At 63.7% G+C, this 26,991-nt stretch carries 24 protein-coding genes; 17 read left to right on the top strand and 7 right to left on the bottom strand.

Translation table 11 applies throughout. The annotated features are described in order from the left end of the window. Window positions 1-98 precede the first annotated feature (98 nt). A complete protein-coding gene (locus tag NKJ75_RS09515) occupies window positions 99-1,019 on the top strand; it encodes a sugar kinase (protein ID WP_352499593.1) in 921 nt (306 codons plus the stop codon). A 4-nt stretch (window positions 1,020-1,023) separates the two neighbouring features. Here NKJ75_RS09515 and NKJ75_RS09510 read toward each other — a convergent pair whose 3' ends face one another. The 3 genes from NKJ75_RS09510 to NKJ75_RS09500 form a co-directional block, all read right to left on the bottom strand. Next, window positions 1,024-2,049, bottom strand: a complete 1,026-nt coding sequence (locus tag NKJ75_RS09510) for an aldose epimerase family protein (RefSeq protein ID WP_352499666.1) — start codon at window positions 2,047-2,049, stop codon at window positions 1,024-1,026. A 192-nt stretch (window positions 2,050-2,241) separates the two neighbouring features. Further along, entirely contained in the window at window positions 2,242-3,699 is a 1,458-nt protein-coding gene (locus tag NKJ75_RS09505; RefSeq protein ID WP_023741556.1) for an NAD-dependent succinate-semialdehyde dehydrogenase, read from the bottom strand. 251 nt (window positions 3,700-3,950) lie between these two features. Next, window positions 3,951-4,901 carry an AEC family transporter gene (locus tag NKJ75_RS09500; RefSeq protein ID WP_023833822.1) on the bottom strand — a complete coding sequence of 317 codons (951 nt, stop codon included), beginning with the start codon at window positions 4,899-4,901 and terminating at the stop codon, window positions 3,951-3,953. Window positions 4,902-5,100: 199 nt separating this feature from the next. On the opposite strand from NKJ75_RS09500, the gene NKJ75_RS09495 reads away from it, so the two are divergent. From NKJ75_RS09495 to NKJ75_RS09465, 7 genes are all read left to right on the top strand, one after another. Then, window positions 5,101-8,097 carry a caspase family protein gene (locus NKJ75_RS09495; RefSeq protein WP_352499592.1) on the top strand — a complete coding sequence of 999 codons (2,997 nt, stop codon included), beginning with the start codon at window positions 5,101-5,103 and terminating at the stop codon, window positions 8,095-8,097. Between the two features lie 98 nt (window positions 8,098-8,195). Next, on the top strand, window positions 8,196-8,744 hold the full coding sequence (locus tag NKJ75_RS09490; RefSeq protein ID WP_023670442.1) for a histidine phosphatase family protein: 549 nt from the start codon (window positions 8,196-8,198) through the stop codon (window positions 8,742-8,744). 209 nt (window positions 8,745-8,953) lie between these two features. Next, entirely contained in the window at window positions 8,954-9,235 is a 282-nt protein-coding gene (locus NKJ75_RS09485) for an acyl carrier protein (RefSeq protein WP_010909964.1), read from the top strand. Between the two features lie 55 nt (window positions 9,236-9,290). Next, window positions 9,291-10,481, top strand: a complete 1,191-nt coding sequence (locus NKJ75_RS09480) for a beta-ketoacyl-ACP synthase (RefSeq protein WP_352499591.1) — start codon at window positions 9,291-9,293, stop codon at window positions 10,479-10,481. Window positions 10,482-10,523: 42 nt separating this feature from the next. Further along, entirely contained in the window at window positions 10,524-11,795 is a 1,272-nt protein-coding gene (locus NKJ75_RS09475) for a beta-ketoacyl-ACP synthase (protein WP_352499590.1), read from the top strand. Window positions 11,796-11,831: 36 nt separating this feature from the next. Continuing rightward, window positions 11,832-12,860, top strand: coding sequence for a zinc-binding dehydrogenase (locus NKJ75_RS09470; RefSeq protein ID WP_352499589.1), 1,029 nt, complete (start codon window positions 11,832-11,834; stop codon window positions 12,858-12,860). Window positions 12,861-12,864: 4 nt separating this feature from the next. Beyond that, window positions 12,865-13,872, top strand: a complete 1,008-nt coding sequence (locus NKJ75_RS09465; RefSeq protein WP_031201841.1) for a lipid A biosynthesis lauroyl acyltransferase — start codon at window positions 12,865-12,867, stop codon at window positions 13,870-13,872. 13 nt (window positions 13,873-13,885) lie between these two features. On the opposite strand, the gene NKJ75_RS09460 is transcribed toward NKJ75_RS09465, so the two are convergent. Then, window positions 13,886-14,317, bottom strand: coding sequence for a L,D-transpeptidase (locus tag NKJ75_RS09460; protein ID WP_023681747.1), 432 nt, complete (start codon window positions 14,315-14,317; stop codon window positions 13,886-13,888). A 222-nt stretch (window positions 14,318-14,539) separates the two neighbouring features. On the opposite strand from NKJ75_RS09460, the gene NKJ75_RS09455 reads away from it, so the two are divergent. From NKJ75_RS09455 to NKJ75_RS09435, 5 genes are all read left to right on the top strand, one after another. Continuing rightward, window positions 14,540-15,820 carry an acetylornithine deacetylase/succinyl-diaminopimelate desuccinylase family protein gene (locus tag NKJ75_RS09455; RefSeq protein ID WP_352499588.1) on the top strand — a complete coding sequence of 427 codons (1,281 nt, stop codon included), beginning with the start codon at window positions 14,540-14,542 and terminating at the stop codon, window positions 15,818-15,820. Between the two features lie 121 nt (window positions 15,821-15,941). Further along, window positions 15,942-17,417 carry an ABC transporter substrate-binding protein gene (locus tag NKJ75_RS09450; RefSeq protein WP_023751596.1) on the top strand — a complete coding sequence of 492 codons (1,476 nt, stop codon included), beginning with the start codon at window positions 15,942-15,944 and terminating at the stop codon, window positions 17,415-17,417. A gap of 325 nt (window positions 17,418-17,742) precedes the next feature. Next, window positions 17,743-18,690: an ABC transporter permease gene (locus NKJ75_RS09445; protein WP_023710755.1), complete on the top strand. Its 948-nt coding sequence runs from the start codon at window positions 17,743-17,745 to the stop codon at window positions 18,688-18,690. Continuing rightward, complete coding sequence (locus NKJ75_RS09440; protein WP_023706066.1) at window positions 18,687-19,556, top strand: ABC transporter permease; 870 nt, start codon at window positions 18,687-18,689, stop codon at window positions 19,554-19,556. The genes NKJ75_RS09445 and NKJ75_RS09440 overlap by 4 nt, the downstream gene beginning before the upstream one ends. After that, window positions 19,553-21,175: an ABC transporter ATP-binding protein gene (locus NKJ75_RS09435; protein ID WP_023710756.1), complete on the top strand. Its 1,623-nt coding sequence runs from the start codon at window positions 19,553-19,555 to the stop codon at window positions 21,173-21,175. The genes NKJ75_RS09440 and NKJ75_RS09435 overlap by 4 nt, the downstream gene beginning before the upstream one ends. A 115-nt stretch (window positions 21,176-21,290) precedes the next feature. Here the strand turns inward: NKJ75_RS09435 and NKJ75_RS09430 are convergent, their stop codons facing one another. Next, entirely contained in the window at window positions 21,291-21,722 is a 432-nt protein-coding gene (locus NKJ75_RS09430) for a TerB family tellurite resistance protein (protein ID WP_023691035.1), read from the bottom strand. 196 nt (window positions 21,723-21,918) lie between these two features. Between NKJ75_RS09430 and NKJ75_RS09425 the strand changes: the two genes are divergently transcribed. Together NKJ75_RS09425 and NKJ75_RS09420 are read left to right on the top strand one after the other, a co-directional pair. Beyond that, window positions 21,919-22,704 carry a TSUP family transporter gene (locus NKJ75_RS09425; protein WP_352499587.1) on the top strand — a complete coding sequence of 262 codons (786 nt, stop codon included), beginning with the start codon at window positions 21,919-21,921 and terminating at the stop codon, window positions 22,702-22,704. 52 nt (window positions 22,705-22,756) lie between these two features. Then, on the top strand, window positions 22,757-22,927 hold the full coding sequence (locus tag NKJ75_RS09420; RefSeq protein WP_023670429.1) for a hypothetical protein: 171 nt from the start codon (window positions 22,757-22,759) through the stop codon (window positions 22,925-22,927). Window positions 22,928-23,075: 148 nt separating this feature from the next. On the opposite strand, the gene NKJ75_RS09415 is transcribed toward NKJ75_RS09420, so the two are convergent. Continuing rightward, a complete protein-coding gene (locus NKJ75_RS09415; protein ID WP_352445979.1) occupies window positions 23,076-24,545 on the bottom strand; it encodes a cobyric acid synthase in 1,470 nt (489 codons plus the stop codon). 2 nt (window positions 24,546-24,547) lie between these two features. Then, window positions 24,548-25,156 carry a dimethylsulfonioproprionate lyase family protein gene (locus NKJ75_RS09410; RefSeq protein ID WP_352499586.1) on the bottom strand — a complete coding sequence of 203 codons (609 nt, stop codon included), beginning with the start codon at window positions 25,154-25,156 and terminating at the stop codon, window positions 24,548-24,550. Between the two features lie 149 nt (window positions 25,157-25,305). Here NKJ75_RS09410 and NKJ75_RS09405 point away from each other — a divergent pair, with 149 nt between their 5' ends. Beyond that, the gene (locus tag NKJ75_RS09405) at window positions 25,306-26,475 is read left to right on the top strand and encodes an isobutyryl-CoA dehydrogenase (RefSeq protein WP_352499585.1); all 1,170 of its coding nucleotides are present in this window, start codon (window positions 25,306-25,308) and stop codon (window positions 26,473-26,475) included. 27 nt (window positions 26,476-26,502) lie between these two features. Continuing rightward, window positions 26,503-26,871, top strand: a complete 369-nt coding sequence (locus NKJ75_RS09400; RefSeq protein WP_023833831.1) for a four helix bundle protein — start codon at window positions 26,503-26,505, stop codon at window positions 26,869-26,871. Window positions 26,872-26,991: the final 120 nt, after the last annotated feature.

Below are 26,991 nucleotides of genomic sequence, written 5' to 3'. Positions count from 1 at the left end.
TGTGGGAAAACGCTTCTGGCGCAAAAAACCGCCGCCGCCAAGCATGGCGCTGCCGGCCGCAAAAAGCTACAGCAGCGAACTGGTCCGGAGACAGATACATGGCAGCAGACGGCGTCGCTTCGATCGGTGAATGCATGCTCGAGCTGTCCGGCCAGGCCGGGCCGAACTGGCGCATGGGCTTTGCCGGCGACACGTTCAACACGTTGTGGGCGCTGCATGCGCTGAGCGGCGAGCGGCCGGCGACCTATGTCTCGGCCTTCGGCGACGATCCCTTCTCGCAGGGCCAGATTTCGTTCTTCGCCGAAAACGGCATCGACATCGGCGCCAGCCCGGTCATCCCAGGCGCGCGGCCCGGCCTCTACGCCATCACCTTGACCGGCGCCGAACGCGCCTTCACCTATTGGCGCAGCGACGCGGCGGCCAGGCGGCTTGCCTCGGACCCGGCCGCCTTGGCAAAAAGCCTTGAAAACCAGGCTCTTGTGTATTTTTCCGGAATCACCTTGGCAATTCTGGATGCCGCCGCGCGCAAGACGTTGCTGGCAGAAGTGGCCAAGGCGCGGGCTGCCGGTTCGCTCGTCGCCTTCGACCCCAACTACCGGCCGCGCCTGTGGCAGAGCCGCGAGGAGGCGCAAGCCGCGATCCTCGACGCGCTTGCCGTCGCCGACATCGCGCTGCCGACCTTTCCCGACGAGCAGATGCTGTTTGGCGATTCGGCACCGGAAGCGACCGCCGAGCGGTTCGGAAAACTGGTCGGCGAAGTCGTCGTCAAGAATGGCGAGGAACCCGCGCTGATCGCCACTGGCGGAGCCCTGCAGCCGGTTCCGGCCCAGCATGTCGCCACCCCGGTCGACACCACCGGCGCCGGCGATTCCTTCAATGGCGGCTATCTCGCCGCCCGGCTTGCCGGCCATGCCCCGGCGGATGCCGTGCAGCGCGCGCATCGCGTCGCCGCCGCTGTCGTGCAGGTGCGAGGCGCGCTGGCGCCGTTCGAGGTTCTAAGAACCGCTTTCGAGGGCTAAGACCTTAGGGAAGCCTGAAACGATATTCCGTCACCTGATGATAGATCTGGCCCGGCCACAGCGTGGCCTGTGGGAAATAGGGCCGGTTCGGCGCGTCGGGCCATGTCTGCGCTTCCAGGCAAAAGCCGGAAAACGCCTTGTAGCGCCGTCCGTCCAGGCCGCCTGAGGTTGGCGCGACATACTGGCCGGTGTAGAGCTGCAGGCCAGGCTCTGTGGTCCAGACCTCCATCTCGACGCCGGAATTGGCGCCTTGCGCCCACGCCACCTGGTGAAGCGGGCCCCGGGCTGACGCCAGGCAGAAATTGACGTCGTAAGGAAGCTGCTCGCCTTCCGTTTCCATGCGCAGCGGCCGCGCCTGGCGGAAGTCGAAGGGCGTGCCGTCGACCGGTTTGACCACGCCGGTCGGGATCATCTCGCCATCGACCGGCGTATAGGCGCCGGCATTCAGCATCAGCCGGTGGTCGAGAATGTCACCGGCGCCGCCATCGTCGAGATTGAAATAGGAATGCTGCGCCAGATTGCACAGCGTCGGCTCCTCGCAAGTGGCGGTCAGTTCCATCGAGAGCGTGCCGGGAATCTTCAGCCGGTAGGTGCAGGTGACGTCGAGCGCGCCGGGAAAGCCCATCGTGCCCTCGGGATCGTGCAGGGTCAGGGTGACAAAATCCCGGCCGTGCAGCGAAACCGTCCACGGCCGATGGAAGAAGCCCTCCGAGCCGCCATGCAGCGTGTGCTTGCCGAGGAAATTGCGCTCGGTCTGGTAGCGCTGGCCGGCAATGGTGAATCGGCCGTCGCGGATGCGGTTGGCATAGCGGCCGACGACCGCGCCGAAGAAGGCCCGGTCGGTCTCGTAAGGCTCGAAGCGATCGTAGCCCAGCACCAGCGGCGCGTCGTGGCCGGCGAGCCGCAGATCCTGGATGATTGCGCCGAGCCCGATGATGTTGGCGCTGACGCCGCCGCCCCGGATGGTGAAACGGCGAACGGATTCGCCTGCCTGCGTCGTGCCGAAGACTTCGCCGTCCTTCATCGCTATGTCCAAATGCTAATTCGTCGATCTATCGACTTAGAGCAATTCCAGGAAAAGTGTGAAACGGTTTTCCGTCCGGAATTGCAAAAAACAAAGAACTGGAGCGGTTCGGCGTTTCCGTGAAACGCTGAACCGCTCCAGTCCGGCTGAATGTCGTCTGGCAAGGGCCGGCCCGGGCCTGCCCTGCCCGTCAATGATTTAGAGGCCGAGACCCCCGATGCAGACATATTTGGTGTCGAGGTAATCCTCGATGCCCTGGTGTCCGCCTTCCTTGCCGAGGCCCGATTCCTTGACGCCGCCGAACGGCGCTTCCGGCGTGGTGATCAGGCCTTCATTGACGCCGACCATGCCGTATTTCAGGCCTTCCATGACCCGGAAGGCGCGGCCGAGGTCGCCGGTGTAGAAATAGGCGGCAAGGCCGAACTCGGTGTCGTTGGCAAGCGCAATGGCTTCCTCTTCGGTCTCGAACTTGAATACCGGGGCGATCGGGCCAAAAATCTCTTCCTTCATGAAGCGCATGTCAGGCTTCGCATCGGCGATGACGGTCGGCTGGAAGAATGAGCCGCCAAGCGCGTGGCGCTTGCCGCCGGCAACGACCTTGCCACCCTTCGACGTGGCGTCGGCGATGAATTCCTCGACCTTCTCGACCGCCTTCGCGTCGATAAGCGGTCCCTGCTGCACGCCCTCTTCCAGGCCCGAGCCAACTTTCAGCGCATTGCTCGCGGTAGCCAGCTTCTCGACAAACTTGTCGTAGATGCCGGCCTGCACCAGGAAGCGGTTGGTGCACACGCAGGTCTGGCCGGAATTGCGGTATTTGGCGGTGATGGCGCCGGCGACGGCGCGATCGAGGTCGGCATCGTCGAAGACCAGGAACGGCGCATTGCCGCCGAGTTCCATCGAGACCTTCTTGACGGTGACGGACGACTTCTGGATCAGCAGCTTGCCGATCTCGGTCGAGCCGGTGAAGGTGATCTTCGACACCAGCGGATTGGCGCAGATCTCGTCGCCGATTTCGCCGGCAGCACCCGTCAGGATGTTGATGACGCCCTTTGGGAAGCCGACCTCCTCGGCGAGCGCGCCCCATGCAAGGCCGGAATACGGCGTCTGCGAGGCCGGCTTGACCACGGCGGTGCAGCCGGCGGCAAGCGCGGGGCCAAGCTTGCGGGCAAGCATCGAGGAGGGGAAATTCCACGGCGTGATGGCGGCAATGACGCCGACCGGCTCCTTGGTCACCAGGATGCGGCGATCGCCCCATGGTGATGGCACGACATCGCCATAGGTGCGGCGGCCTTCCTCGGCAAACCACATGATGTAGGCGGCAGCCGAACCGATCTCGCCCTTGGATTCGGCGAGCGACTTGCCCTGCTCGATGGTGAGCAGTTCGGCCAGCACATCCTGATTGTCCATCATCGCGTCATGCAGCTTGCGCAACAGCTTCGAGCGCTCAAGCGCGGTCGTCTTGCGCCAGGTCTTGAAGGCTTCGCTTGCGGCTTCGATGGCGCGGCGGGTTTCCGCCTTGCCCGACTTCGGCACGGTGCCGATCTTGAGACCGGTGGCCGGGTTGTTGACGTCGACCGTCTGGCCGCTGTCGGCCTGCACCCATTCGCCGTTGATGAGATTGGCCTGGCGCATGAAATGGCTGGTTTTCTGCAGCATGGTCTAGCCTCCGTTCGGCGCACTGACGGGCCGGTTTCCTGGATCTCTTGAACGAGCGTGCACAATGGCGGCGGAGCCGACACGCTGAAGCCACTGCTCTTTACCTAGGGCAAGCCCGGCAAGCAATTGCAAGATGGCATATAGGCTTTGGGCCAGCCCAACGCCAGAGAAAATTCACATGTAAATTAGTTTGGGCCGCAGCCTTGTCAAAGACCAGCCTTGCCAAAGACCAGCCTTACAGAAGACCAAGCCTACCCAAAGACATGCACCACCACCGTCAGCCAAAAGGCGGTTGTAACAACCGCGCTTGCCGTGGCGATGGTCATCTGGTTCGACGCCAACGCCTGGCCGGTGTTGAACTGCACGGCGATGAGATAGGAATTGATGCCGGACGGCAGCGCCGCCACCACGACCGCCACTTTGGCCGTCAAGGGCGGCAGGCCAAACAGCCAGACCAGGCCGAGCACCAGCGCCGGCATCAGGAACAGTTTCAGCGTCGACAGCGCCAGCGCCGGTCGGATGTTACCGGAAATGCCGAAACGGCGCAGGCTGAGCCCCATGGCGAACAGCGCCACCGGCCCGGCGGTGTTAGCCAGCGCATCGGCCAATCGCATGGCAAGGTTCGGCAGCGGCGCGCCGGTGAGGCGCCATGCCAGCCCGGCCAGGATGCCGATGATCAACGGATTGGTGAACAGTCTTCTCAGAAAGCTCTGGATGATGCGCAGCGGGTGTACGGGCTCGCTGACGCCGCGGCCAAATATCTCGAACATGATGATCGAAGCCATCATCATGGTCGGCAGATGCACGGAAACGAGCAGCGACAGCACTTCGAATCCGCTGGACCCGAATACGCCGAGAACGAAGGGAATGCCCAGCAACACCACATTCGAGAAGGATGACGACACTCCACCGACGATGCCGGTGCGCGCGTCCCGCCCGAAGATCCGTGTCGTCACCAGATGGCCGGCGGCCCATGTCATTGCAACCGCCGCGAAATAAGCACCCCACAGCGACCAGGGCGCCACGCCGTGGAAATCCGAATTCACCATCGTCCGAAACAGCAGCAGCGGCATCGCGACGTTGATGGCGAATTCGGAGATGCCGTCCCCGCTGGCCGGTTTCAGATAGCCGGTGAGCCCGGTGACATAGCCGAGCGCGACGAGGCTGAAGACGAAAAGAACGGTTTCGGTGAGCGGAGACATTTTTCAGGGATAGGCGAGCCCGGATTCCAGCGCAATCGCCATGATCTTCAGAAACTGATCCTCGATCCGCCCGGCGCCTGAATTTGATAATGGTCGGGTGGCAGCGCTATACAGGCTTGGTATCATCAGGGCGGACACACAGCGAATGGTTGCGACGCCGAAACAGCGTCATTTCAGACAGGGGTGGCCGGTCAGACAAGTGTGGCTGGTCAGACAGGGGTGGCTGGCGGGTTTCGTCGCTATACTGCTTTGCCTTGGCGTATCTGAGGCCCAGGCCGCCGAGACCAAAAGTCTCAAGGGCGTGGCGCTGATCATCGGCCAGTCGAAATACGAACACATCGCAGCCCTTGCCAACCCGGCCAACGACGCCCGCGACATGGCCAAGATGCTGACCGACCTCGGCTTCGACGCCCGCAACGTCACCGATCGCGATGCCGCCAAGCTGAAGCGCGATCTCGATCGGTTTGTCGAGGATGCCGACGGCGCCGACGTCGCCTTCATCTATTATTCCGGTCACGGCATCGAGTCGGGCGGCGAGAACTATCTGGTGCCGGTCGACGCCGACGTCTCGTCGCTGAAAAATGCCGGTGAGGCGCTGGTGCCGATTTCAGCCGTCATGGACGAGCTGAAAAAGACCGTGCCGGTGACGATCGTGCTGCTTGACGCCTGCCGCACCAACCCGTTTCCGCCGGACGCGGTCGTGCGACGCGGGCCGACGGCTTCCGCCGAGCCTGTCGGCGCCGGCGGGCTGGAACCGGTGCGCGGCGCCAAGGCGCTTGCCAGTGCCTCAGTGGATGATGCCAGCCTGGGAACCGTGGTCGGCTTCGCCGCCGAGCCGGGCCGACCGGCGCTCGATGGCGCCGCCGGCGAAAACAGCCCCTACGCCGCCGCCCTGCTGCGCCACCTCACGGCGATGAAAGGCACCGAGTTCGGCTCGGTCATGCGCATGGTCACCGAGGAAGTCTATCTCGACACCAAGGCAAAGCAGCGCCCCTGGGTCAGCGAGAGCCTGCGTCGCCTGCTCTATTTCGGCGTCGCGCCGCCGGAACCGACCGGCGACGACGGGCTGATCACCGGCGAGAGGCGGCAATTGCTGCTGACCATTTCCGACCTGCCCGATCCCAAACGGGCTCAGGTGGAGTTGGCTTCTCTCCAGGACGGCGTGCCCCTTGACGCGCTCTACGGCGTGCTCAAGGCGCTCGGCACGGAAAAGATCCCTGAGGATCCCAACGACCTGCAGAAGGTGCTGGACAGCCAGGCCGAGCGTCTGAAGAAGATGATGGCCGAGCGCGCCGCATTACGCACCGACGATCCCGAGATCAGTCGCCTGGTCGCATCCGCCGACAAGGCCATAGGCCAGGGCGCCATGGTGACGGCGCGCAAATTCCTCGACGACGCGGTCGGCCGGATCGAGGAAAACAGCGGTGCGGTCGACGAGGCCGAGGACCTGCTCCGGCAAAAGCGCATCGCCGACGCCGCCATCTATGCCAAACGCGCCGACGCCGCCGCGCTGGTCTTCGACTACAAATCCGCCGCCAACGACTATGCCAAGGCGTATTCGCTGGTCGAGAAGTGGGACGAAAAGCTGCGCTGGAACTACAAGAACCAGGAGGCCGAGGCGTTGAACGCTCATGGCTACGCCACCGGCGACCTCGATGCGCTGCAGCACTCCATCGAGGCCTATCGCACCATCTTGAACTTCATCCCCAACGGCGAACAGAATCGCGACTGGGCAATCACCCGCAACAACATGGCGGTGGTGCTGCAGACCATTGGAGAGCGCGAAACCGAGACTGCGCATCTCGAAGAAGCAGCGGTGATTTTCCGCGATTCGCTGGTGGTGTTCGAGCGCGAGAAGGACGACCGCAACTGGGCCGCGGCGCAGAACAACCTGGCCAACGTGCTTCTGAAGATCGGCGAACGCGAGAGCGACCCGCAGCGTCTCAATGAAGCGGTGGCGGCGACGCGCGCCACCCTTGAGAAGCGTCCGCGCGACAAGCTGCCGTTGGACTGGGCCGGTTCGCAGAACAATCTAGGCCTCGCGCTCTATGCACTCTCCGAGCGTGAGCCTGCCGGCGAGCATCTCACCCAGGCGGAAGCAGCCTACCGGCTGGCGCTTGAGGAATACACACGCGAGAAAGCACCCGTGGAATGGGCGATGGTCGAGAACAATCTCGGCAACACGCTTGTAACGCTTGGCATCCAGCTCAACGACAAGGCGAAGATCAACGAGGCGGCCGACGCGTTTCGCGCCGCGCTGGAAGTGCGAACCCGCGAAACTTTCCCGGTGTCCTGGGCGACCAGCCGCCTCAACCTGGGCAATGCGCTGAGCGGTATCGCCCGCTTCGATATGGGCACGGCTACGCTCGAAGAAGCTGCTGCTGCCTATGACGACGCTCTGACGGTGTTTACCCGCAAGCGCTTCCCGATGGACTGGGCGTCAGCCCAGAACAATCTCGGCTCGATCTATCAGACGCTGGGCCAGCGCACGCGTGATGCGGCCAAGCTGGCACAGTCGGCGGCAGCCTTCCAGGCGGCACGGCAGGTCTATGTCAGGCGGAAGTTCCCGCAGGACTGGGCGATGAGCTACTACAATCTCGGCAACACGCTGCAGCTTCTCGGCGGCGTCACCGACAAGCCCGAGCATTACAGCGAGGCGGTCGACGCCTACGGCAATGCGTTGCGCGAGTACAAGCGCGAGACCAACCCGCGGCAATGGGCAATGGCCCAGGCCGGCCTGGGCTCGACGCTGCACTGGTTGAGCATGAGCAATGGCGATGCCAAGACGCTGCAGGATTCGATTGCGGCGCGGCGGGCAGCGCTCGAAATACTCACCATCGAGGCCGCGCCGGTCGACTGGGCCAACGCTCAAAATGGCATCGGTATGAGCCTGCTCAATCTCGGCAATCTCCAGCGGACCGACAAATATCTCAACGACGCCGAAGCGGCGTTCACGGCGGCGCTGAAGGTGTTTACGCGCGAAAGTCAGCCGCTGCAGTGGGCCTTCGAGCAGAACAATATCGGCGACGTCCACTGGAACCGCGCCAGCTATGGCGCGGGCAAGCCGGAATATCTCAAGGCGATCGAATTCTTCGAGAACGCCAAGCAGGGCTTCACCGAAGCCGGCTACACAATCCCTATCCCGCTCACCGATCAGAAGATCGAGCTGGCGAAGAAGCAAATGGCGAAAATGTGAAGCGAACCGAGGGTTCGCCTTTCGCTTGTCTTTGTGCCGGCTTTCCGATCCCTATATCAGAATGACCGGAGCGGCATCCGGCTCCCGGAAAGGTTTCGATGATTCGATTTGTGCTGTCGCTGTTCCTGCTTGCTGTTCCCGCCGTCGCCCACGCGACCGACGCCGGCTGGGCGCTGCTGCGTGACGGCGGCCATGTCGTGCTGCTTCGCCACGCACTGGTCACCGGCACCACCGACCCCGCCAATTTCGTCATCGACAACTGCGCCACCCAGGTCAACCTATCGGCGCGCGGCAAGCAGCAGGCGAGCAAGATCGGCGCCTTGTTCGGCGCCCGTGCCGCCCCCATCGAGCGGGTGCTGTCCAGCCGCTACTGCCGCTGCCTTGACACCGCCCGCATCGCCTTCGAGGCGGAGCCGGAGCTTTTTGCGCCGCTCGACCTCCTGAGGAGCGATCCGACCGAGAAGGCCGCGCAGCTCGACGCGGTGATGAAGGAAATCCGCGCCTACACCGGTTCCGACAATCTGGTCATGGTCACGCATCTCGAAAACATCGTCGCGCTGACCGGCGTCTCGCCGCGCGAGGGCGAAGCGGTGGTGGTCGAGCCGCAGGGCGATGGCTTGCGCGTGCTCGGCCGCGTCACGTTCTGAGAAAGCCAGTGGTCAAGCTCCGTGAAAACTGAGCTGACGTAACGTCAACTGGGAGGGCCGCCGGCTTGTCGGGCGGCCCTTCTTGTCTTTATGGGAAGGCCATCCCATCTGCGCCCGGCGCATCAGGCCTTTTCCTGCCGGGAAAAACCGATTAGACAGCGCCCAAACCAGATGCGGACAGATTCCGCCCGCAACCGAAGGAAGAGCCCTTGTCCACCACGTTCGACAAAGTCGCCAAGATCATTGCCGACACCAGCGAGATCGATATCGACACCATCACCCCCGAGAGCCACACGATCGACGATCTCGGCATCGACAGCCTCGATTTCCTCGATATCGTCTTTGCCATCGACAAGGAATTCGGCATCAAGGTGCCGCTGGAAAAGTGGACCCAGGAAGTCAATGACGGCAAGGCTTCGACCGACGATTACTTCGTCATGAAGAACCTGTGCGCCAAGATCGACGCGCTGGTCGCCGCCAAGACCGCCTGATATCGGCAAGCGCGCGGCCTTGACGGGCTGCGCCGCCTGACCCACAAAGCCGCTCATGAGCAGCCCTCGCGACGTCGTCATCACCGGTATCGGCCTTGTCTCCTCGCTGGGAGAGGGTCCGGATACCCACTGGCAGAAGCTGGCGCAGCCGGGCCTGGAGCCGGTGCTCGAAGCCGCGCGCTTTGCGCCCTACACCGTGCATCCCCTGCCGGAGATCGACTGGAACCTGCAGATCGCCAAGCGCGGCGACCAGCGGCAGATGGAAACATGGCAGAGGCTGGGCACCTATGCCGCCGGCATGGCGCTGGACGACGCCGGCATCAAGGGCAATGACGAGCTCTGCACGACCATGGACATGGTTGTCGCTGCCGGCGGCGGCGAGCGAGACGAGGCGGTCGATGCCGCCATCCTCGCCGCGTCCGAGAGCCGCAACGACCGCGACGTGCTGCTCAACGAGAAGCTGACCACCGAATTGCGGCCGACGCTTTTCCTGGCCCAGCTCTCCAATCTGCTCGCCGGCAACATCTCCATCGTCCACAAGGTGACGGGATCGTCGAGGACCTTCATGGGCGAGGAAGGTGCCGGCGTCGCCGCCGTCGAGACCGCCGCGGCGCGCATCCGCTCCGGACAGTCGACCCACATACTGGTAGGTGGCGCCTTCCAGACCGAACATTCCGACATGCTGCTCGGCTATGAATTGGCCGGCTATCTGCATCGCGGCCCATGGAAGCCGGTCTGGCAGAGACAGGGCGCCGAGGGCGGTGGCCTGGTCTCCGGCTCCGGTGGCGCCTTCCTGGTGCTGGAGCAGCGCGAACACGCGCAAAGCCGTGGGCGGAAAATCTATGCCGAGCTCGGACCGGTCGTCTCAGGCCGCGCCCGGCGCTCGCGCGGCGAGCTTGACGCCGAGATCGCGGCATTGCTCAAACAGGCGGCTCTCCCGAACGGCAAGTTGCTGGCCCTGTCGGGCGCCTCCGGGGCGCATACCGCGACGTCAGCCGAAAAGTCAGCGCTGGATGCCAATCCGGCGATATCGGCGCGCGGCTTCGCCACGCTGACCGGGCATATGAAGGAAGCGCAGTTTCCATTCGCGGTCGCCCTCGCCGCCCTGGCCGTCGACCGCAAGGCCGCCTACCCCGTATTCGACGCCGCGGCCGAGAAGCCGTTCGAAGGCATTCCCGAAACCGTGCTCGCAACGGCGATCGGCTATCACCAATTCGAGGGCATGGCGCTGGTCAACGCTGCTTGAAGCAGCGCTGCGCGATCATGCTGCAAAGTTAAGAGGTTCCGGATGGCCAATCTCAGAGATCACATGGGCAGGCCGATCGTCGCCGTCACCGGCATCGGCGTGGTAACCTCGCTCGGCGTCGGCAAGGCAGACAATTGGGCGGCACTGACCTCCGGCAAATCGGGCATCCACCCGATCACCCGCTTTCCCGTCGACCACCTCAACACCCGCATCTCCGGTATGGTCGATTTCCTCGACTCAAGCTCGAAAGGCGCCAGCCTGCTGACCTACGAGCTGGCCGAAACCGCCGCGAATGAGGCGGCGGCCGAATCCGGCCTCGATTCCTCTGATTTTGGCGGGCCTCTGTTCCTCGCCTCGCCGCCGGTCGAACTCGACTGGCAGGATCGCTTCGCGCTCTACAATTCCGACGCCAAAGGCGCCGGCGCCGAAAGGCTGCTCAGGGTGGCGCGCCGGCTGAAGGAAACGGATACGTTCGCAAGCACGCAGTTCGGCGCGATCGCCGACCGGCTGGCCGACCGCTTTGGCACGCGCGGCCTGCCGATCACGCTGTCGACGGCCTGCGCTTCGGGCGCCACCGCCATCCAGCTCGGCGTCGAAGCGATCCGCCGCGGCGAATGCGACCGGGCGCTGTCCATCGGCGCCGACGGTTCGGCAACCGCCGAGGCGCTGATCCGCTTTTCGTTGCTCTCGGCGCTGTCGACCCACAATGACATCCCTGAAAAGGCGTCAAAACCCTTCTCCAAGGACCGCGACGGCTTTGTGCTGGCCGAAGGCTCCGGCGCTCTGGTGCTGGAATCGCTTGAGGCAGCCCTTGCTCGGGGCGCCAGCGTTCTCGGCATCCTGCGCGGCTGCGGTGAAAAGGCCGACGATTTCCATCGCACCCGTTCCAAGCCCGACGGTTCGCCGGCGATCGCAGCAGTCCGCGCCGCCCTTGCCGATGCCGGCTTGAGCAAGGACGAGATCGACTACGTCAACGCTCACGGCACCTCGACACCGGAAAACGACAAGATGGAGCATCTGTCGCTGTCGACCGTGTTCGGCGATCGCATCGGCTCGATGCCGGTCTCGTCGAACAAGTCGATGATCGGCCACACGCTGTCGGCGGCGGGTGCTGTCGAAGCGGCGTTTTCGCTGATGACCATGCGCGAAAGCGTGATTCCGCCGACCATCAACTACGACAATCCCGACCCGGCAATCGTGCTCGACGTGGTGCCCAACAAGAAGCGCAATGCCGAAGTCGGCACCGTGCTCTCGAACTCGTTCGGCTTCGGCGGCCAGAACACTTGCCTTGTCATGGCGCGGGAACCGGTCTAAGCGACCTTTTTCAGCCAGACTGAACTGACAGGCTCCATGCGCGCACTGCAACTTATCGAGGACCGCCGTCTTGAAACGGTGGACCTGCCGCCCCCGCCGCCCCCCACATTGGGCGAAGTCACGCTGCGCATCAAGGCGGTGGCGCTGAACCATATCGACGTCTGGGGCTGGCGCGGCATGGCGTTCGCCAAGCGCAAGCTGCCGCTGGTCGTCGGCGCCGAAGCCTCCGGCGAGGTCGAGGCTGTCGGCCCCGGCGTGTCCAGCCTGCTGCCCGGACAATTGGTATCGATCTACGGCGCTCGCACCTGCGGCCTTTGCCGCGCCTGCCGCGAAGGCCGTGACAATCTCTGCGAACATGTCTCGGGCGTCCACGGCTTCCATCTCGACGGCTTTGCGCAGGAGAAGATCAACCTGCCGGCGCGCCTGCTGGTCCCTGCTCCTCCCGGCGTGACCGATGTCGGCGCGGCTGTCGCCCCCGTCACCTTCGGCACCGTCGAGCACATGCTGTTCGACAATGCCAAGCTGCAGCCCGGCGAAACCATCCTCATCCATGCCGGCGGCTCCGGCATCGGCTCGGCGGCGATCCAGCTGGCCAGGCGCATGGGTTGCACCATCATCACCACGGTCGGCTCCAACGACAAGATCGACAAGGCCAAGGCGCTCGGCGCCGACCATGTCATCAACTACCGCGACGACCGTTTCGAAGGCGTCGTGCGCAAGCTCACCAGGAAGAAGGGCGTCGACGTCGTCTTCGAGCATGTCGGCGCCGACACCTTTGCCGCCTCGATGCTGTGCCTCAAGCGCGGCGGCCGCCTGGTCACCTGCGGCTCGACCTCCGGCGTGTCGACGCAGATCAATCTGATGCAGCTGTTCCAGCAGCAGCTGAAGCTGCTCGGGTCCTTCGGCTGCCGCATGGAGAACATGGCCAACGCCATGCAGAAGATGGCGGCGGGACAGGTAGCACCTGTCATCGACACCGAGGTCGGCTTCGACGGCATCGACGCCGCGTTGAAGCGCATGGAAGGCCGCGACGTGTTCGGCAAGATCATCCTGCGCGTTTCCTAGGACAATGGCCGGCAAGGTGTTCAAGAAAGCCCGCCGGGACTTCATGTTCCGCTATGGCCGAAGACTGCGCCAGATGGAGCACTGGCTGGTGGCGCGCGCGGCGATGACGATCATCTCGCTGCTGCGCCTCTTGCCCGCCGACAAGGCGCTCAATTTCGCCGACCGCGCGGCCCGCCGCATCGGCCCCCGTGTCGGGCGCCACCGCGTCGCCGTCAACAATCTGCGCCTTGCCTATCCCGAAAAGAGCGATGCCGAGATCGAGGCCATCGCCTCCGACATGTGGGGCAACATGGCCCGGCTCGCCGCCGAATACATCTTTCTCGATGCGCTCTTCGACTATGATCCGAACGCAGCGACGCCCGGCCGCGTCGAAGTCGGTGGCGCCGACCATTTCCATCAGATAGCTGGCGAGGACAAACCGCATATCCTGTTCACCGGCCATCTCGGCAATTTTGAATTGCTGCCGGTGGCTGCCGCGACGTTCGGCATGAAGATCACGGCGCTGTTTCGTCCGCCGAACAATCCTTACCTCGCCGATTATATCCATTCGACGCGGCGTTCGAGCATGGGCGCCTTGCTGCCGTCTTCGACCGGCGCCTCCTTCGCGTTGGCGTCGATTCTGGAGAAAGGCGGCAATATCGGCGTTTTGGTCGACCAGAAATTCTCCAGCGGACTGGAGACGATCTTCTTTAATCGCCCATGCCAGAGCAATCCGGTTCTGGGCATGCTCGCCCGTCACTATGATTGCGACGTCTATCCGGCGCGATGTGTGCGGCTGCCAGGCAACCGCTTCCGCCTCGAGATCGAGGACAAGCTGACCTTGCCGCGCAATGAAAGCGGCAGCGTCGATGTCGCGGCCACCACCCAACTGCTCGCCGACGTGGTCGAGCGCTGGGTGCGCGAAGATCCGGGACAGTGGATGTGGTTCCACAAAAGGTGGGAAATCTCAGGCCGGCGTCGCCGCCGGCGCGGACAGGCCAACGCCACCGGCCAGGGGCAGCGTCAATCTTAAGTCGTCGAAAGCCTCAGTTCGTCACAACGATCCGCGTATTGCCGAAGCCGACTTCGCGCACCATCGCATAGAACATCGCGGCATTGGCGGTGTGCAGCCGCACGCAGCCATGCGATGCCGGACGCCCTAGCTGCCTGACCGCGCCGGTGCCGTGGATGGCGTAGCCGCCATGGAAGAACACCGAGTAAGGCATTGGCGACATGTGGTATTTCTTCGAATACCACATCCGCGCCGTGCGTTGCGGCCGATAGGTGCCGCGCGGCGTGAAATAGCCACTGCGGGCGGTCGACACGCTCCAGCGATAAAGCACCTGGCCGTATTGGCTGACGGTCATGGTCTGCGACGAGACGTCGATGCTGGCCACCAGCGAGGCAGCCCTGCTTTCGATGGACGTGCCGAACAGCATCGCCGCAAAAGCAGCTGCCATGAGAACGATTTTAGTCATGAGATCAAACCCCTTTGATGCCCCTTGCCTGCCCTGTCATCACGCGGTTTTTCATCTTTTTAACGACAGGTGAGTGATCTAACACACACTCCTTGATAAATTCGCCAATCTAAAGCAGCGAATTTGAACGATTTTCCGCCATAGTTGCCGCTGCGACACGAAGTTTCGGCGCCAGTGGCGCGATGCTTGCAAAACCACCCCCTTGCCTGCTCAAATCCGGGAATGAACAAACGACTCTTCAAAGCGATAGACGCCCGTGTTGATGACCTGGTCGCACTGACCGCCGACCTGATCCGCTTCCCGACCATCAACCCGCCTGGCGAAGCCTATCGCCCCTGCGCCGAATATATCGGTGCGCGCCTAGGCAGGCTTGGCTTCGAAACCGAATTCATCCGCGCCGAAGGCACGCCCGGCGACACCGACCGCTATCCCCGCGTCAATGTCGTCGCCCGCTTCGACGGCCGCTCGCCTGGAGCCTGTGTCCATTTCAACTCGCACATCGATGTGGTCGAAGCCGGCGAAGGCTGGAGCGTCGATCCCTTTGCCGGGGTGGTGAAGGACGGCAAGGTCTACGGCCGCGGCGCCTGCGACATGAAAGGGGGCATGGCCGCCTCGATCATCGCGGCGGAAGCCTTCATGGAGGTATTCCCCGACTTTCCCGGCGCCATCGAAATTTCGGGCACGGTCGATGAGGAGTCCGGCGGCTTCGGCGGCGTCGCCCATCTGGCGAAGCTTGGCTATTTCTCGAAACCCAAGGTCGACCACGTCATCATCCCGGAGCCGCTGAACAAGGACCGCATCTGTCTTGGCCATCGCGGCGTCTGGTGGGCGGAGATCGAGACCAAGGGCGAGATCGCGCATGGCTCGATGCCGTTCCTCGGCGACAATGCGGTGCGCCACATGGGCGCCGTGCTGCAGGCCTTCGAGGATGAACTGTTTCCGGTGCTCGACCGCAAGGTGACGCGCATGCCTGTCGTGCCCCAAGGCGCAAAGCGCTCGACCATGAACATCAACTCGATCCATGGCGGCCAGACCGAGGATTTCCGCCCCGGCCTGCCCTCACCCAACGTGCCCGACGCCTGCCGGCTGACCATCGACCGCCGCTTCCTGCTCGAGGAGGACCTTGCCACGGTCAAGAGCGAGGTGACCGATATCCTCGAACGGCTGAAGCGCGAGCGCAAAAAGTTCGACTACGAGATTCGCGACCTGATGGAGGTGCTGCCGCTGATGACCGAGCGCGACGCGCCGGTGGTCAAGGCGGTGGCGCAAGGCATCATGGCGATCTTCGACCGTGAGCCGGATTATGTCATTTCACCAGGCACTTACGACCAGAAGCACATCGCCCGCATCGGCCACATCTATGATTGCATCGCCTATGGCCCGGGCATTTTGGACCTCGCCCACCGGCCCGACGAATGGGTCGGTATCTCTGATATGGTGGAGTCGGCCAAGGTGATGGCGATCGGGCTGAATGTGCTGCTTAGGGGCACGGCCGCGGACTGAACCATCGACTTCGCTGAAAAAACATTCCTCCCCGCGCCGCTGCGGAGCACGAAACGCAATTTACTCCACCTCGAAATCACGCTTCTATCGCACCAGGGTTCGAGCATTTGGGAGTTGCACGATGAAATTGTGGAAAACCATTCTTGCCGCCGCGGTGCTGGCACTGGCCGGCAGTCAGGCATTTGCCGCACGCACCGATCTGGTGATCGGCATTACGCTCGAGCCGCCACATCTCGATCCGACCGCCGGTGCTGCCGCGGCGATCGACGAAGTGCTCTACGCCAACGTCTTCGAGGGCCTGACCCGCATCGGTCCGAATGGCGAAGTGCTGCCCGACCTTGCCGAGAGCTGGGCCATTTCCGACGATGGCAAGGTCTACACCTTCAAGCTGCACACCGGCGTCAAATTCCATGACGGCAGCGATTTCGACGCCGGCGACGTGAAGTTCTCGCTCGACCGCGCCCGCGCCGACAATTCGGTCAACGCGCAAAAAGCCCTGTTCGCCTCCATCGATACGGTCGAAGTCGTCGATCCGACGACGGTCAAGGTGACGCTGAAGAACCCGCAGGGGTCGTTCCTCTACAATCTGGGCTGGGGCGACGCGGTGATTGTGGCGCCCGAGAGCGCCGACACCAACAAGGAAAAGCCCATCGGCACCGGCCCGTTCAAATTCCAGAGCTGGGCCAAGGGCTCGTCGATCACGCTGGTGAAATCGGACACTTACTGGGGCGCCCCGGTGTTCCTCGACAAGGCCGAGTTCCGCATCGTTCCCGACGCCGCCGCCGCCGTGCCGGCGCTGCTCTCCGGCGACATCCAGGCTTTCCCTTTCTTCGATCCCGACAGCGTCGCGCAGGTCAAGGACGATCCGCGCTTCAAGGTGGTGATCGGCTCGACCGAGGGCGAGACCATTCTGGCGATCAACAACAAGAAGCCGCCTTTCGACAAGCTCGAGGTGCGGCAGGCAATTGCCTTCGCGCTCGACCGCAAGGCGATCATCGACGGCGCCTCGGCCGGCCTCGGCGTGCCGATCGGCTCGCACATGTCGCCGGCCAGCAAGGCCTATGTCGACCTCACCGGCCTCTATCCGCACAATGTCGACAAGGCCAAGGAACTGCTGAAGCAGGCCGGCCTGGAGAACGGCTTCAAGGCGATGCTGAAACTGCCGCCGCCTTCCTATGCGCGGCTTGGCGGCGAGATCATCGCTTCGCAGCTGCGCGATGTCGGCATCGACCTGGAAATCATTCCGGTCGAATGGGCGCAGTGGCTGGACCAGGTGTTCACCAAGAAGGATTACGACCTGACCATCGTCTCCCACACCGAGCCCAACGACATCGATATCTACTCGCGCAAGGACTACTACTTCAACTACGACAACCCCGCCTTCGACAAGATCATCGCCGAGCTGAACCTCACCTCCGACGACGCCAAGCGCAACACGCTGCTCGGCGAAGCACAGAAGATCCTGGCCGACGACGCCGTGGTCGGCTTCCTCTATGAACTGCCGAAGGTCGGCGTCTGGGACGCCAAGCTGCAGGGCCTGTGGGAGAATGCGCCGATCCAGGCGAATGATCTGACCAAGGTGAAGTGGACGGATTGAGGCGGCGGGCCAAAGGGCGGCGTTTGCGCTCCGTCACACCCCCCTCTGCCCTGCCGGGCATCTCCCCCGCAAGGGGGGAGATCGGGCTATCATCTCCGCTTTCGCCTATCGCGAACGTTGAACGCTGGTCGACGACACAGAACCTGCTGATCTCCCCCCTTGCGGGGGGTGAGGAGTGGTCCGCGCAGCGGACGGAAAGCCAACTGCTTGGCTTTCCGAACAACGAACGCCCGAAGCGACAGCGAAGGGCCGGGTCCGGCAGGACAGAGGGGGGTGGGGGGGAACTCGACTTTCAAGGCGCAGCCGCACCGGGCGCCCCTCCACCATGACCGCCTACCTCCTCAAACGCCTCGCCATCGCCATCGCAACCTTGATCCTGGCCTCGATGGTCGTCTTCGCCGTGCTAGAAATCCTGCCCGGCGATCCGGCGCGGCTGATGCTTGGCCTCAACGCCAGCGCCGAGCAGGTCGAACTCCTGCGCAACCAGATGGGCCTCAACGCGCCGCTTCTCCTGCGCTACCTCCACTGGGTCGGCGGTCTGCTCAGCCTCGATTTCGGCCGCTCCTACACTTATTCAGTGCCGGTCATCGACCTTGTCCGCGAGCGCATGGCGGTTTCCCTGCCGCTGGCGCTGATCGCGCTGGCGCTGTCCACCATCATTGCCATCCCGGTCGGGCTCTATTCCGCCAGCCGGCGCGGGCGGGCCGGCGATACGATCGCCATGGGCGCCGCCCAGCTCGGCGTTGCCATCCCGAACTTCTGGTTCGCGCTGATGCTGATCTACCTCTTTGCCGTCTGGCTGCGGCTGGTGCCGGCCGGCGGCTTTCCCGGCTGGAGCGCCGGCGCCTGGCCGGCGCTGAAATCGCTGCTGCTGCCGGCCATCGCCCTCGCTCTGCCGCAGGCGGCGATCCTGGCGCGCGTTGCCCGCTCGGCGCTGATCGAGGTGCTGAACGAGGACTATATCCGCACCGCCCGCGCCAAGGGCCTGCCTTACCGCGCCGTGCTATGGCGGCACGCGCTGCGCAACGCGATGATCCCGGTTCTGACCATTCTGGGCCTGCAATTCGCCTTCCTGCTCGCCGGCACCATCATCATCGAGAACGTCTTTTATCTCCCCGGCCTCGGACGGCTGGTGTTCCAGGCGATCACTCAGCGCGACCTGATCGTGGTGGAAAGCATCGTCATGCTGCTGGTCGTCGCCGTCATTGCGGTCAACCTCGTCGTCGACGTCTCCTACGCCATCGTCGATCCGCGCCTTCGAGGCCGGCAATGACGCTGCACATCGACATCCCGCAGGAGACGTTGGGCAGCATTCTGGCCAAGGCCTTCCGCAACCGCTCCTTCCTCATCGGCTTCGCCATCACGGTGCTGGTGGCTGCAATAGCGGTCATCTCCTACGTCTGGACGCCCTACGACGTGACCAAACTGGTGATCTCGGACAAGACGCTGGCGCCCTCTGCGGCGCACTGGTTCGGCACCGATCATTTCGGCCGCGACATCCTGTCGATGATCATGGTCGGCGCCCGCAACTCGATTGCCGTGGCGCTGGTCGCGGTCGGCATCGGCATGGGCGTCGGCGTGCCGCTCGGCGCCTTCGCCGCGGCGCGCGGCGGGTTGGTCGACGAGGCGCTGATGCGGCTGACCGACCTCGTCTTCGCCTTCCCGGCGCTGCTGTCGGCGATCATGATCACCGCCATCTTCGGACCGGGCGCAATCAACGCCATCATCGCCATCGGCATCTTCAACATCCCGGTGTTTGCGCGCGTCGCCCGCGCCGGCGCGCTGGCGATCTGGCCGCGCGAATTCATCCTCGCCGCCCGCGCCGCCGGCAAGAGCAAAGCGCAGATTACAACCGAGCACGTGCTGCCCAACATCGCCACGCTGCTTCTGGTGCAAGGCACCATCCAGTTCGCGCTTGGCATTTTGGCCGAAGCCGGCCTCTCCTATGTCGGCCTCGGCGCCCAGCCGCCAATGCCGAGCTGGGGCCGCATGCTGTTCGACGCTCAGACGCGCATGGTGGTGGCGCCTTGGATGGCCATCTTCCCCGGCATGGCCATCGTCGTCACGGTGCTTGGGCTCAATCTGCTCGGCGACGGCATCGCCGACATACTCGACCCGAAATCGCGGCGGCAGCGATGAGCCTGCTGCAGATGGAGAACCTGTCGCTGGCCATCGGCGACACGCCGATCCTGAAAGGGGTCGACCTCTCCGTCGCGCCCGGCGAGGTGATGGGGCTGGTCGGCGAATCCGGCTCGGGCAAATCGATGACGGCGCTGACCATCATGCAGCTTCTGCCGCATGCTGCGCGCGCCACCGGCCGCGTGACCTTCGACGGCATCGATATTCTGGCCGCAACCGAGGACCAGATGTGCGCGCTGCGCGGCGACGACATCGGCATGGTGTTCCAGGAACCTATGACGGCGCTTAACCCGGTCAAGACGATCGGCGAGCAGGTCGCTGAAGGCATACGCTGGCACACCAGGGCAAGCCGCGCGGAAGCCGAAGACCGGGCGCGCAAAATGCTCGACCGCGTCGGCCTGCCCGAGGCCAAATTCCCGCTGTCGCGCTATCCGCACGAACTGTCGGGCGGCCAGCGCCAGCGCGTCGTCATCGCCATTGCCTGCGCATTGAAACCCAAGCTGCTCATCGCCGACGAGCCGACCACGGCGCTCGACGTGGTGCTGCAGGCGCAGATCCTCGACCTCTTGCGCGGCCTTGTCAGCGAAAACCGCATGGGCCTGCTTCTGATCTCGCACGATCTCGCCGTCGTCACCGAAATGGCCGACCGCATCACCATCCTGCGTCATGGCGAGGTGATGGAAGCCGGCGACACCGCACGCACGCTATCGGAACAGCTGCATCCCTACACGCGCCAGCTGGCGCTGGCCTCCATGCACGTGCCCGCGCGCGCCAAGGTTCACGCCACCGGCCAGGGCAAACCGCTGCTTGAGGTCGAAGGCGTGACACGGGACTATCCGGGCCGGCGCACCTCCCTGTTCAAGTCAGCGGCTCCAATCCGCGCCGTCGACGACGTGTCCTTGTCGCTGGCGCCGGGCCAATCGGTGGCGCTGGTCGGCCGCTCCGGCTGCGGCAAGTCAACGCTTGCCCGCATGATCCTGGCGCTCGACAAATCGACATCGGGAACGATCCGCTTTCGCGGCGAGACCATCACCGGCAAAAGCGAGGCGGAGCTCAAAGCCGCGCGGCGCGACATGCAGGTGGTGTTCCAGGATCCCTACGGCTCTTTCGACCCGCGCCAGAAGGTCGAGAAACTGGTCGCCGAGCCGCTGCATGTACTGGAAAAGAAGCCGACACCGGCCGAGCGGCGCGAGATGGTGGCGCATGCGCTGCACGAGGTCGGCCTCGGCGTCAGCGACATGGACAAATATCCGCATGAGTTTTCCGGCGGCCAGCGCCAGCGCCTGTCGATCGCCCGCGCCATCATCACAAGGCCGAAGCTGGTCGTCGCCGACGAGCCGGTCTCGGCGCTCGACGTGTCGATCCGCGCCCAGATCCTCGATCTGTTCGCAGAGCTCAACCAGAAGCTCGGCATTGGCTATCTCTTCATCACTCACGATTTGACCGTCGCCCGCGCCATCACCGATGAGGTGCTGGTCATGCATGACGGCAGGATCGTCGAGCGCGGCAAGACCGGCGACGTGCTCGATCATCCGCAGTCGGAGGCGGCCAGGGCGCTGGTCGCGGCTGCGCCCGATCTGCATCGGGCGATCGCTCACCGTATGCAGGAACAGGGGTGAGCGACCGGTTCGCGCAGCGAATTCATCGTGCCAGTGGCACGATGAAAGGTCACGAACGCTGGGACGCTGCGAAGCAGCGGGGACCCGGCCGGGCGGCCGTTGCCCCTGGTCTGCCTCACTCCTCCGGCTTCACCACATCGACCGGGCTGATGTCGAGCAAATCGAGCGTGCGGCGCAACAGCCGCACTTCGCTCTCGGCCAGTTTGGAATCGGCTTTGGCGATCTCCGCCATGTGGAGCGCCAGCAACTTGCGCCGTTCGACATCGAGATCGCGGAACAGCGCCATGGCTTGCGAACCGTTGGTCTCGTAGCCGAAATCATTGAGATATTCGATGACCGCGTCGATGCTGGTTTCCGGGATGCCGAAGGCGTCCTTGCAGATGCGCCGGAAGGCGACCATTTCGCTCTCCGAAACCGAGCCGTCGGCCAGGATCATGCGAAACAGCATCAAGAGTTCCGCCGACAGCACGGGGTCGTCGGCAACCTTGCGCACGCCGGGGTCACCATCGAAGATCGAGCGTATCTGGTCGAGCAATGCCATCGCCAACAGTGTCCCTTTCCCGAGCCCGCCCAGCGCACATGACCCAAAACTGCGCAGCGGTACTGAGATAATGACATGCACCACAGGAAATCCAAGCGCAACGCGCTTGGATGGACGTAGCGCGGAATCGGCCTTGCGCAAACCGGATGGCCATGAGAAGGCGCGGCACCACCTTTCCCGCCGGAATGTTCAGAAAATCCCGATGCTCGACCTCGCTACCCAGACCGTCATCATGCTTGCCTTCGCCGCCTTTGCAGCCGGCTTTGTCGATTCGATAGCCGGCGGCGGCGGGCTGATCACCATCCCGGCCCTGCTGCTTGCCGGCTTCCCGCCCGTCGCAGCACTTGGAACCAACAAGCTGCAGGGCATTTTCGGCACCGCTTCGGCGACCATCCACTACGCCATGAATGGCCATGTCGATCTGCGCCGACAGCTGCCATCGGCGCTTCTGGCCCTTGCCGGCAGTGCCGTCGGCGCCTTGCTGGCGGCATTCGTGCCGGGTGATCTCCTGCGGGCGCTGCTGCCGCTGCTTTTAATCGCCATCGCGATCTACTTCGCCGTGAAACCCAACATGAACGATGTCGACCGCGCCGAGCGCCTGTCGCCCTTCCTGTTCGGGCTGGTCATCGCCCCTTTGGTCGGCTTCTATGACGGGCTGTTCGGGCCGGGAGCCGGCTCCTTCTACATGCTGGCCTTCGTCAGCCTCGCCGGCTTCGGCGTGCTCAAGGCCACGGCACACACCAAGCTGCTCAATTTCGCCTCCAACATCGGCGGCTTCATCGTCTTTGCTATCGCCGGCGTCGTCTACTGGAAGATCGGGCTGGTGATGGGCATCGCCCAGTTCCTCGGCGCCCGGCTCGGCGCCAGCCTTGCCATCCGCATCGGCGCAAGGCTGATCAAGCCGCTGCTGGTGATCATCTGCCTGGCGCTGGCGGTGAAGCTGCTGGCCGATCCGGCGAACCCATTGCGCCAGCTAGTTGGTGTATGAGCCGCACGCCTGATAGGATGCCGTTGTACGAATCATGTTGGAGGGACCACACATGAATCTTAGTGCACCCACTCAGCTTGTTTTCATCATATCCCTAGTCATCGCCATCATCGGCGTGCTCGCCGCGCTTGGCGTTCTTGCGTTCATTCCTCTGGCTGCGGTGTGGATTGTCCTCATCGCATACATCGTGCTTGCCGCCGCCTGCCTGATGCGCGGCGCCTAGGCACCCGCGACCTCTGCAATTCGAAGCGCCCGGTCAAAAGCCGGGCGCTTTTGCTTTGGATGCATGGTCTGTTAGGGTCTTCCGCGGAAGGATGGCCATGAAGCGAAGCGGACGCGCAGACCCGAGGATGGCGAAACGGTGGACGGTCCTACCTTGCTAACCCAAAAATCGCATCGCACTCAAGATGGCGCTCCAGCTCGGTGGCGATCTCGTCCAGCGCTTTTTCCACGTCCGCGCGATAGTCGATGCCGCCGCCTTTCACGCCGAGGCTTTCCAGGAATCTCGCCCGGAAAGCGTCGGCGGAAAACAGGCCGTGCAGATAGGTGCCAAAAACCTTGCCATCGGCGGAAATGGCACCGTCGTCGATGCCGTCGATCACAGCCGACGGCCGCGCCATGTCCGGCCCGGTGGTGCGGCCGAGATGGATTTCGTAACCTTCAAGCGCCAGTCCAAACGGCACCGAGCGGGCGCTGACATTGCGCACCGTCTTTTCCGGTTCCATCACCGTCTCGATGTCGAGCAGACCAAGACCTTCCGCCTCGGTGACGCTGCCCTCGATGCCATCGGGATCGCGCACCAGGCGGCCGAGCATCTGGAAGCCGCCGCAAATGCCGACGATATGGCCGCCGCGTTTGCGGTGCGCGAGGAGATCGCGATCCCAGCCATTCTCGCGGAATTTCATGAGATCCCCGATCGTCGATTTGGAACCGGGAATGACCACCAGGCCGGCATCCTCCGGCAAGCGCTGCCCCGGCGGCACGAACACCACTTCGACCTGCGGCTCGGCCTTGAGCGGGTCGAGGTCGTCGAAATTGGCGATGCGGCCAAGCATCGGCACGGCGACCTTCAACGCCCGCTTCTCGCCCGATGCCAGGCGTTCGAGCACGACCGAATCCTCCGAAGGCAATCGCGCCGCCGCCTTCAGCCACGGCACGACGCCAAAGCAGCGCCAGCCGGTGAAGCTTTCGATCGACCGGATGCCGTCGTCGAACAGCGAGACATCGCCGCGGAACTTATTGATGAGGTAGCCGACGATCATGCGCCTGTCTTCCTCCGGCAGGATCAGATGCGTGCCGGCGACCGAAGCGATGACGCCACCGCGGTCGATGTCGCCGACCAGGATGACCGGCACGTCGGCGCGCGTGGCAAAGCCCATATTGGCGATGTCGCGGCTGCGCAGGTTGATTTCGGCCGGCGATCCGGCGCCCTCGACGACGACCAGATCGGCGCCCTCACCGACCTTCGTCCAGGACTCCAGCACGGCGTCCATCAGCCCCGCTTTCATTGTCTGGTAGTCGCGCGCTCGCGCCTCGCCGAACACCTTGCCCTGCACGATCACCTGCGAACCGATGTCGCTCTGGGGTTTGAGCAGCACCGGATTCATATGCACGGTCGGCTGAACACCACACGCCAGCGCTTGCAGCCATTGCCCACGGCCAATCTCGCCGCCGCTTTCGTCACCCGCAATGTCGGCGACGGCGGCGTTGTTCGACATATTCTGCGGCTTGAACGGCCTGACCTTCAGCCCGCGATTCTTCGCCGCGCGGCAGAGCCCCGCCACCAGCACCGTCTTGCCGACATCCGAACCCGTGCCTTGCAGCATGATCGCCTTGGCCATGCTCAGCCCCTGCCCTGCGCGCCGGAAACGGTCGACTTCTGCGACAGCGGCCCGCCGCGCCAGATGTAGAGCGCCAGCAACGCTTCGCTGCCGGTGCGCATGGCATGGCTGACATTGGAGGCGTGATGGATAATTTCGCCCGCCTGGCGGGTGTGAAAGCCGCCTTCGCCCATGCGCCACTCGGTGCCGCCGGTCAGCGGAATGTAGATCTCCTCGGCAATGTGATGATGGTCGGGATAGGTGATGCCGGGCCCCAGGATCAGGAATCCGGCCGCGACCTCTTCATTGGCGAAATGGCCGCGCGTGCCAAACACCTCCAGCCAGCCGTATTTCTGCAAGAACGCTTCACCAAAATCGCTCGCGTTGTAGGTCTGCCCCCAGCACAGATCGTCACGACGCTCCGCCAGCAGTTGCACCAGAGGCTGCGGGTCCGGCGGCGCCAGTTCGACAATGCGGTCGAGCAGACCAAGGCAAGGCAGCGGATGCGCTTCGAGCACGCGCGCCGTCATATTCCAGCCGATCCGGGTCACGGCGTCCCGCACCAGCGCGTTGTCCACGCCCCGGAGATAGGCATGGAAGCGGTCGAGCAATTCGTCGAAATATGTCGGCACGCAATGCTCCGTTGATCCATTCATGCACAGCGGCTGCGCGGCGAGCCGGGTTGCGCGGCGGCATCATTGGTCTAGATTGAGCGGCGCGCAAAGCCAAAAACAACAGGCCAGCAAGCCAACCCCAGCTGGGGAAACACAGGGAGCACGCCATGGACGCCGCGGTCGATGCGAGCACCAGTCAGTTCGAACTCAATGAGGAGCAGCGCGCCATCCAGGAGATGGCACAGGCCTTCGCCGCCGATCGCGTTGCGCCCAATGCGCTCGAATGGGACCGGGCAAGACACTTTCCCGCCGATGTAATCCGCGAGACCGGCCCGCTCGGCCTCGGCGGCATCTATGTCAGGGACGATGTCGGCGGCTCGGCGCTCGGCCGGCTCGACGCCGTGCTGATCTTCGAGGCACTGTCGCACGCCGATCCGGCGTTTTCCTCCTTCATCTCGATCCACAATATGGCGGCGTCGATGATCGACCGCTTCGGCGACGACGAGCAGCGCCAACGCTTCCTGCCGAAGCTGACCTCGATGGAATGGCTGGCGAGCTACTGCCTGACCGAGCCGGGCTCAGGCTCGGATGCCGCGGCGCTGAAGACGCGCGCGGTGAAGAGCGGCGACGACTATGTGCTTAACGGCGCCAAGCAGTTCATCTCCGGGGCCGGCGACAGCGACCTCTATGTCGTCATGGCGCGCACCGGCGCCGACGGGCCGAAGGGCATTTCCACCTTCGTCGTGCCGAAGGATGCGCCCGGCCTGTCCTTCGGCGCCAACGAGCACAAGATGGGCTGGCACATGCAGTCGACCCGCCAGGTGATCTTCGAGGACTGCAAGGTGCCGGCTGCAAACCTGCTGTCGGGGGAAGGCGCAGGTTTCGGCATCGCCATGGCCGGCCTTGACGGCGGCCGCCTCAATATCGCTGCCTGTTCGCTCGGCGGCGCGCAATCTGCGCTCGACAAGGCGCTGTCCTATACCGCCGAGCGCAAGGCTTTCGGCTCGAAGATCAACCAGTTCCAGGCGCTGCAGTTCAGGTTGGCCGACATGGAGACCGAATTGCAGGCAGCGCGGATCTTTCTCTTCGCCGCCGCCTCGAAACTCGACCGCAAGGCGTCGGATGCCGGCAAATGGTCGGCCATGGCCAAGCGCTTCGTCACCGACATCGGCTTCAACGTCGCCAACGAGGCGCTGCAGCTGCATGGCGGTTATGGCTATCTTCATGATTACGGTATCGAAAAACTGGTGCGCGACCTGCGCGTCCACCAGATCCTCGAAGGCACCAACGAGATCATGCGCGTCATCATCGCGCGGGCGTTGATCGGACGGCAGTAGGCAGTAGGCAGTAGGCAGTAGGCAAAGATGACCGGCAAGGTCAACTCGTACAAGGATCTTATCGTATGGCAGCAGGCGATGGATCTGGCTGTCAGCACCTACTCATTGACCAAGACATGGCCCAAAGAGGAATTATATGGGCTGATCAGCCAAATCCGCCGTTCAGCAACCTCTATCCCTGCAAACATCGCGGAAGGCTATGGCCGAGACAACCGAGGCTCCTATCAGCAATTTCTCAGGATAGCCCAAGGCTCGCTTAAGGAGTTCGAGACACACCTCCAAATCGCTCAACGCATTGGCGTTGCCACGCATGGGCAAGCTGAGCACCTGCTTCTGGCGGCCGAGGCCATCGGAAAAATGCTTCGCCAACTTATTCTCAAACTCGCACCCGAATAGGTCGCCCTACTGCCTACTGCCTACTGCCTACTGCCTACTGCCTACTGCCTACTGCCTACTGCCTACTGCATCCTGACTACCTCGCTCTTATACAGATCAGACGATAAAGAAGAACTCTTA

Source organism: Mesorhizobium sp. M0058 (assembly GCF_040323095.1).
Taxonomy (GTDB): domain Bacteria; phylum Pseudomonadota; class Alphaproteobacteria; order Rhizobiales; family Rhizobiaceae; genus Mesorhizobium.
The sequence above is the reverse complement of the archived record's forward strand: the minus strand, read 5'-3'. Positions and strand labels throughout refer to the sequence as shown.

Excerpts from the sequence above, each read along its gene's own strand:
- NKJ75_RS09515 (WP_352499593.1), top strand. The coding sequence starts at position 99 with ATGGCAGCAGACGGCGTCGCTTCGATCGGTGAATGCATGCTCGAGCTG.
- NKJ75_RS09435 (WP_023710756.1), top strand. The coding sequence starts at position 19,553 with ATGAGCCTGCTGCAGATGGAGAACCTGTCGCTGGCCATCGGCGACACG.
- NKJ75_RS09420 (WP_023670429.1), top strand. The coding sequence starts at position 22,757 with ATGAATCTTAGTGCACCCACTCAGCTTGTTTTCATCATATCCCTAGTC.
- NKJ75_RS09415 (WP_352445979.1), bottom strand. The coding sequence starts at position 24,545 with ATGGCCAAGGCGATCATGCTGCAAGGCACGGGTTCGGATGTCGGCAAG.
- NKJ75_RS09440 (WP_023706066.1), top strand. The coding sequence starts at position 18,687 with ATGACGCTGCACATCGACATCCCGCAGGAGACGTTGGGCAGCATTCTG.
- NKJ75_RS09500 (WP_023833822.1), bottom strand. The coding sequence starts at position 4,901 with ATGTCTCCGCTCACCGAAACCGTTCTTTTCGTCTTCAGCCTCGTCGCG.
- NKJ75_RS09475 (WP_352499590.1), top strand. The coding sequence starts at position 10,524 with ATGGCCAATCTCAGAGATCACATGGGCAGGCCGATCGTCGCCGTCACC.
- NKJ75_RS09405 (WP_352499585.1), top strand. The coding sequence starts at position 25,306 with ATGGACGCCGCGGTCGATGCGAGCACCAGTCAGTTCGAACTCAATGAG.
- NKJ75_RS09455 (WP_352499588.1), top strand. The coding sequence starts at position 14,540 with ATGAACAAACGACTCTTCAAAGCGATAGACGCCCGTGTTGATGACCTG.
- NKJ75_RS09465 (WP_031201841.1), top strand. The coding sequence starts at position 12,865 with ATGGCCGGCAAGGTGTTCAAGAAAGCCCGCCGGGACTTCATGTTCCGC.
- NKJ75_RS09470 (WP_352499589.1), top strand. The coding sequence starts at position 11,832 with ATGCGCGCACTGCAACTTATCGAGGACCGCCGTCTTGAAACGGTGGAC.
- NKJ75_RS09490 (WP_023670442.1), top strand. The coding sequence starts at position 8,196 with ATGATTCGATTTGTGCTGTCGCTGTTCCTGCTTGCTGTTCCCGCCGTC.
- NKJ75_RS09505 (WP_023741556.1), bottom strand. The coding sequence starts at position 3,699 with ATGCTGCAGAAAACCAGCCATTTCATGCGCCAGGCCAATCTCATCAAC.
- NKJ75_RS09450 (WP_023751596.1), top strand. The coding sequence starts at position 15,942 with ATGAAATTGTGGAAAACCATTCTTGCCGCCGCGGTGCTGGCACTGGCC.
- NKJ75_RS09400 (WP_023833831.1), top strand. The coding sequence starts at position 26,503 with ATGACCGGCAAGGTCAACTCGTACAAGGATCTTATCGTATGGCAGCAG.
- NKJ75_RS09460 (WP_023681747.1), bottom strand. The coding sequence starts at position 14,317 with ATGACTAAAATCGTTCTCATGGCAGCTGCTTTTGCGGCGATGCTGTTC.
- NKJ75_RS09480 (WP_352499591.1), top strand. The coding sequence starts at position 9,291 with ATGAGCAGCCCTCGCGACGTCGTCATCACCGGTATCGGCCTTGTCTCC.
- NKJ75_RS09425 (WP_352499587.1), top strand. The coding sequence starts at position 21,919 with ATGCTCGACCTCGCTACCCAGACCGTCATCATGCTTGCCTTCGCCGCC.
- NKJ75_RS09445 (WP_023710755.1), top strand. The coding sequence starts at position 17,743 with ATGACCGCCTACCTCCTCAAACGCCTCGCCATCGCCATCGCAACCTTG.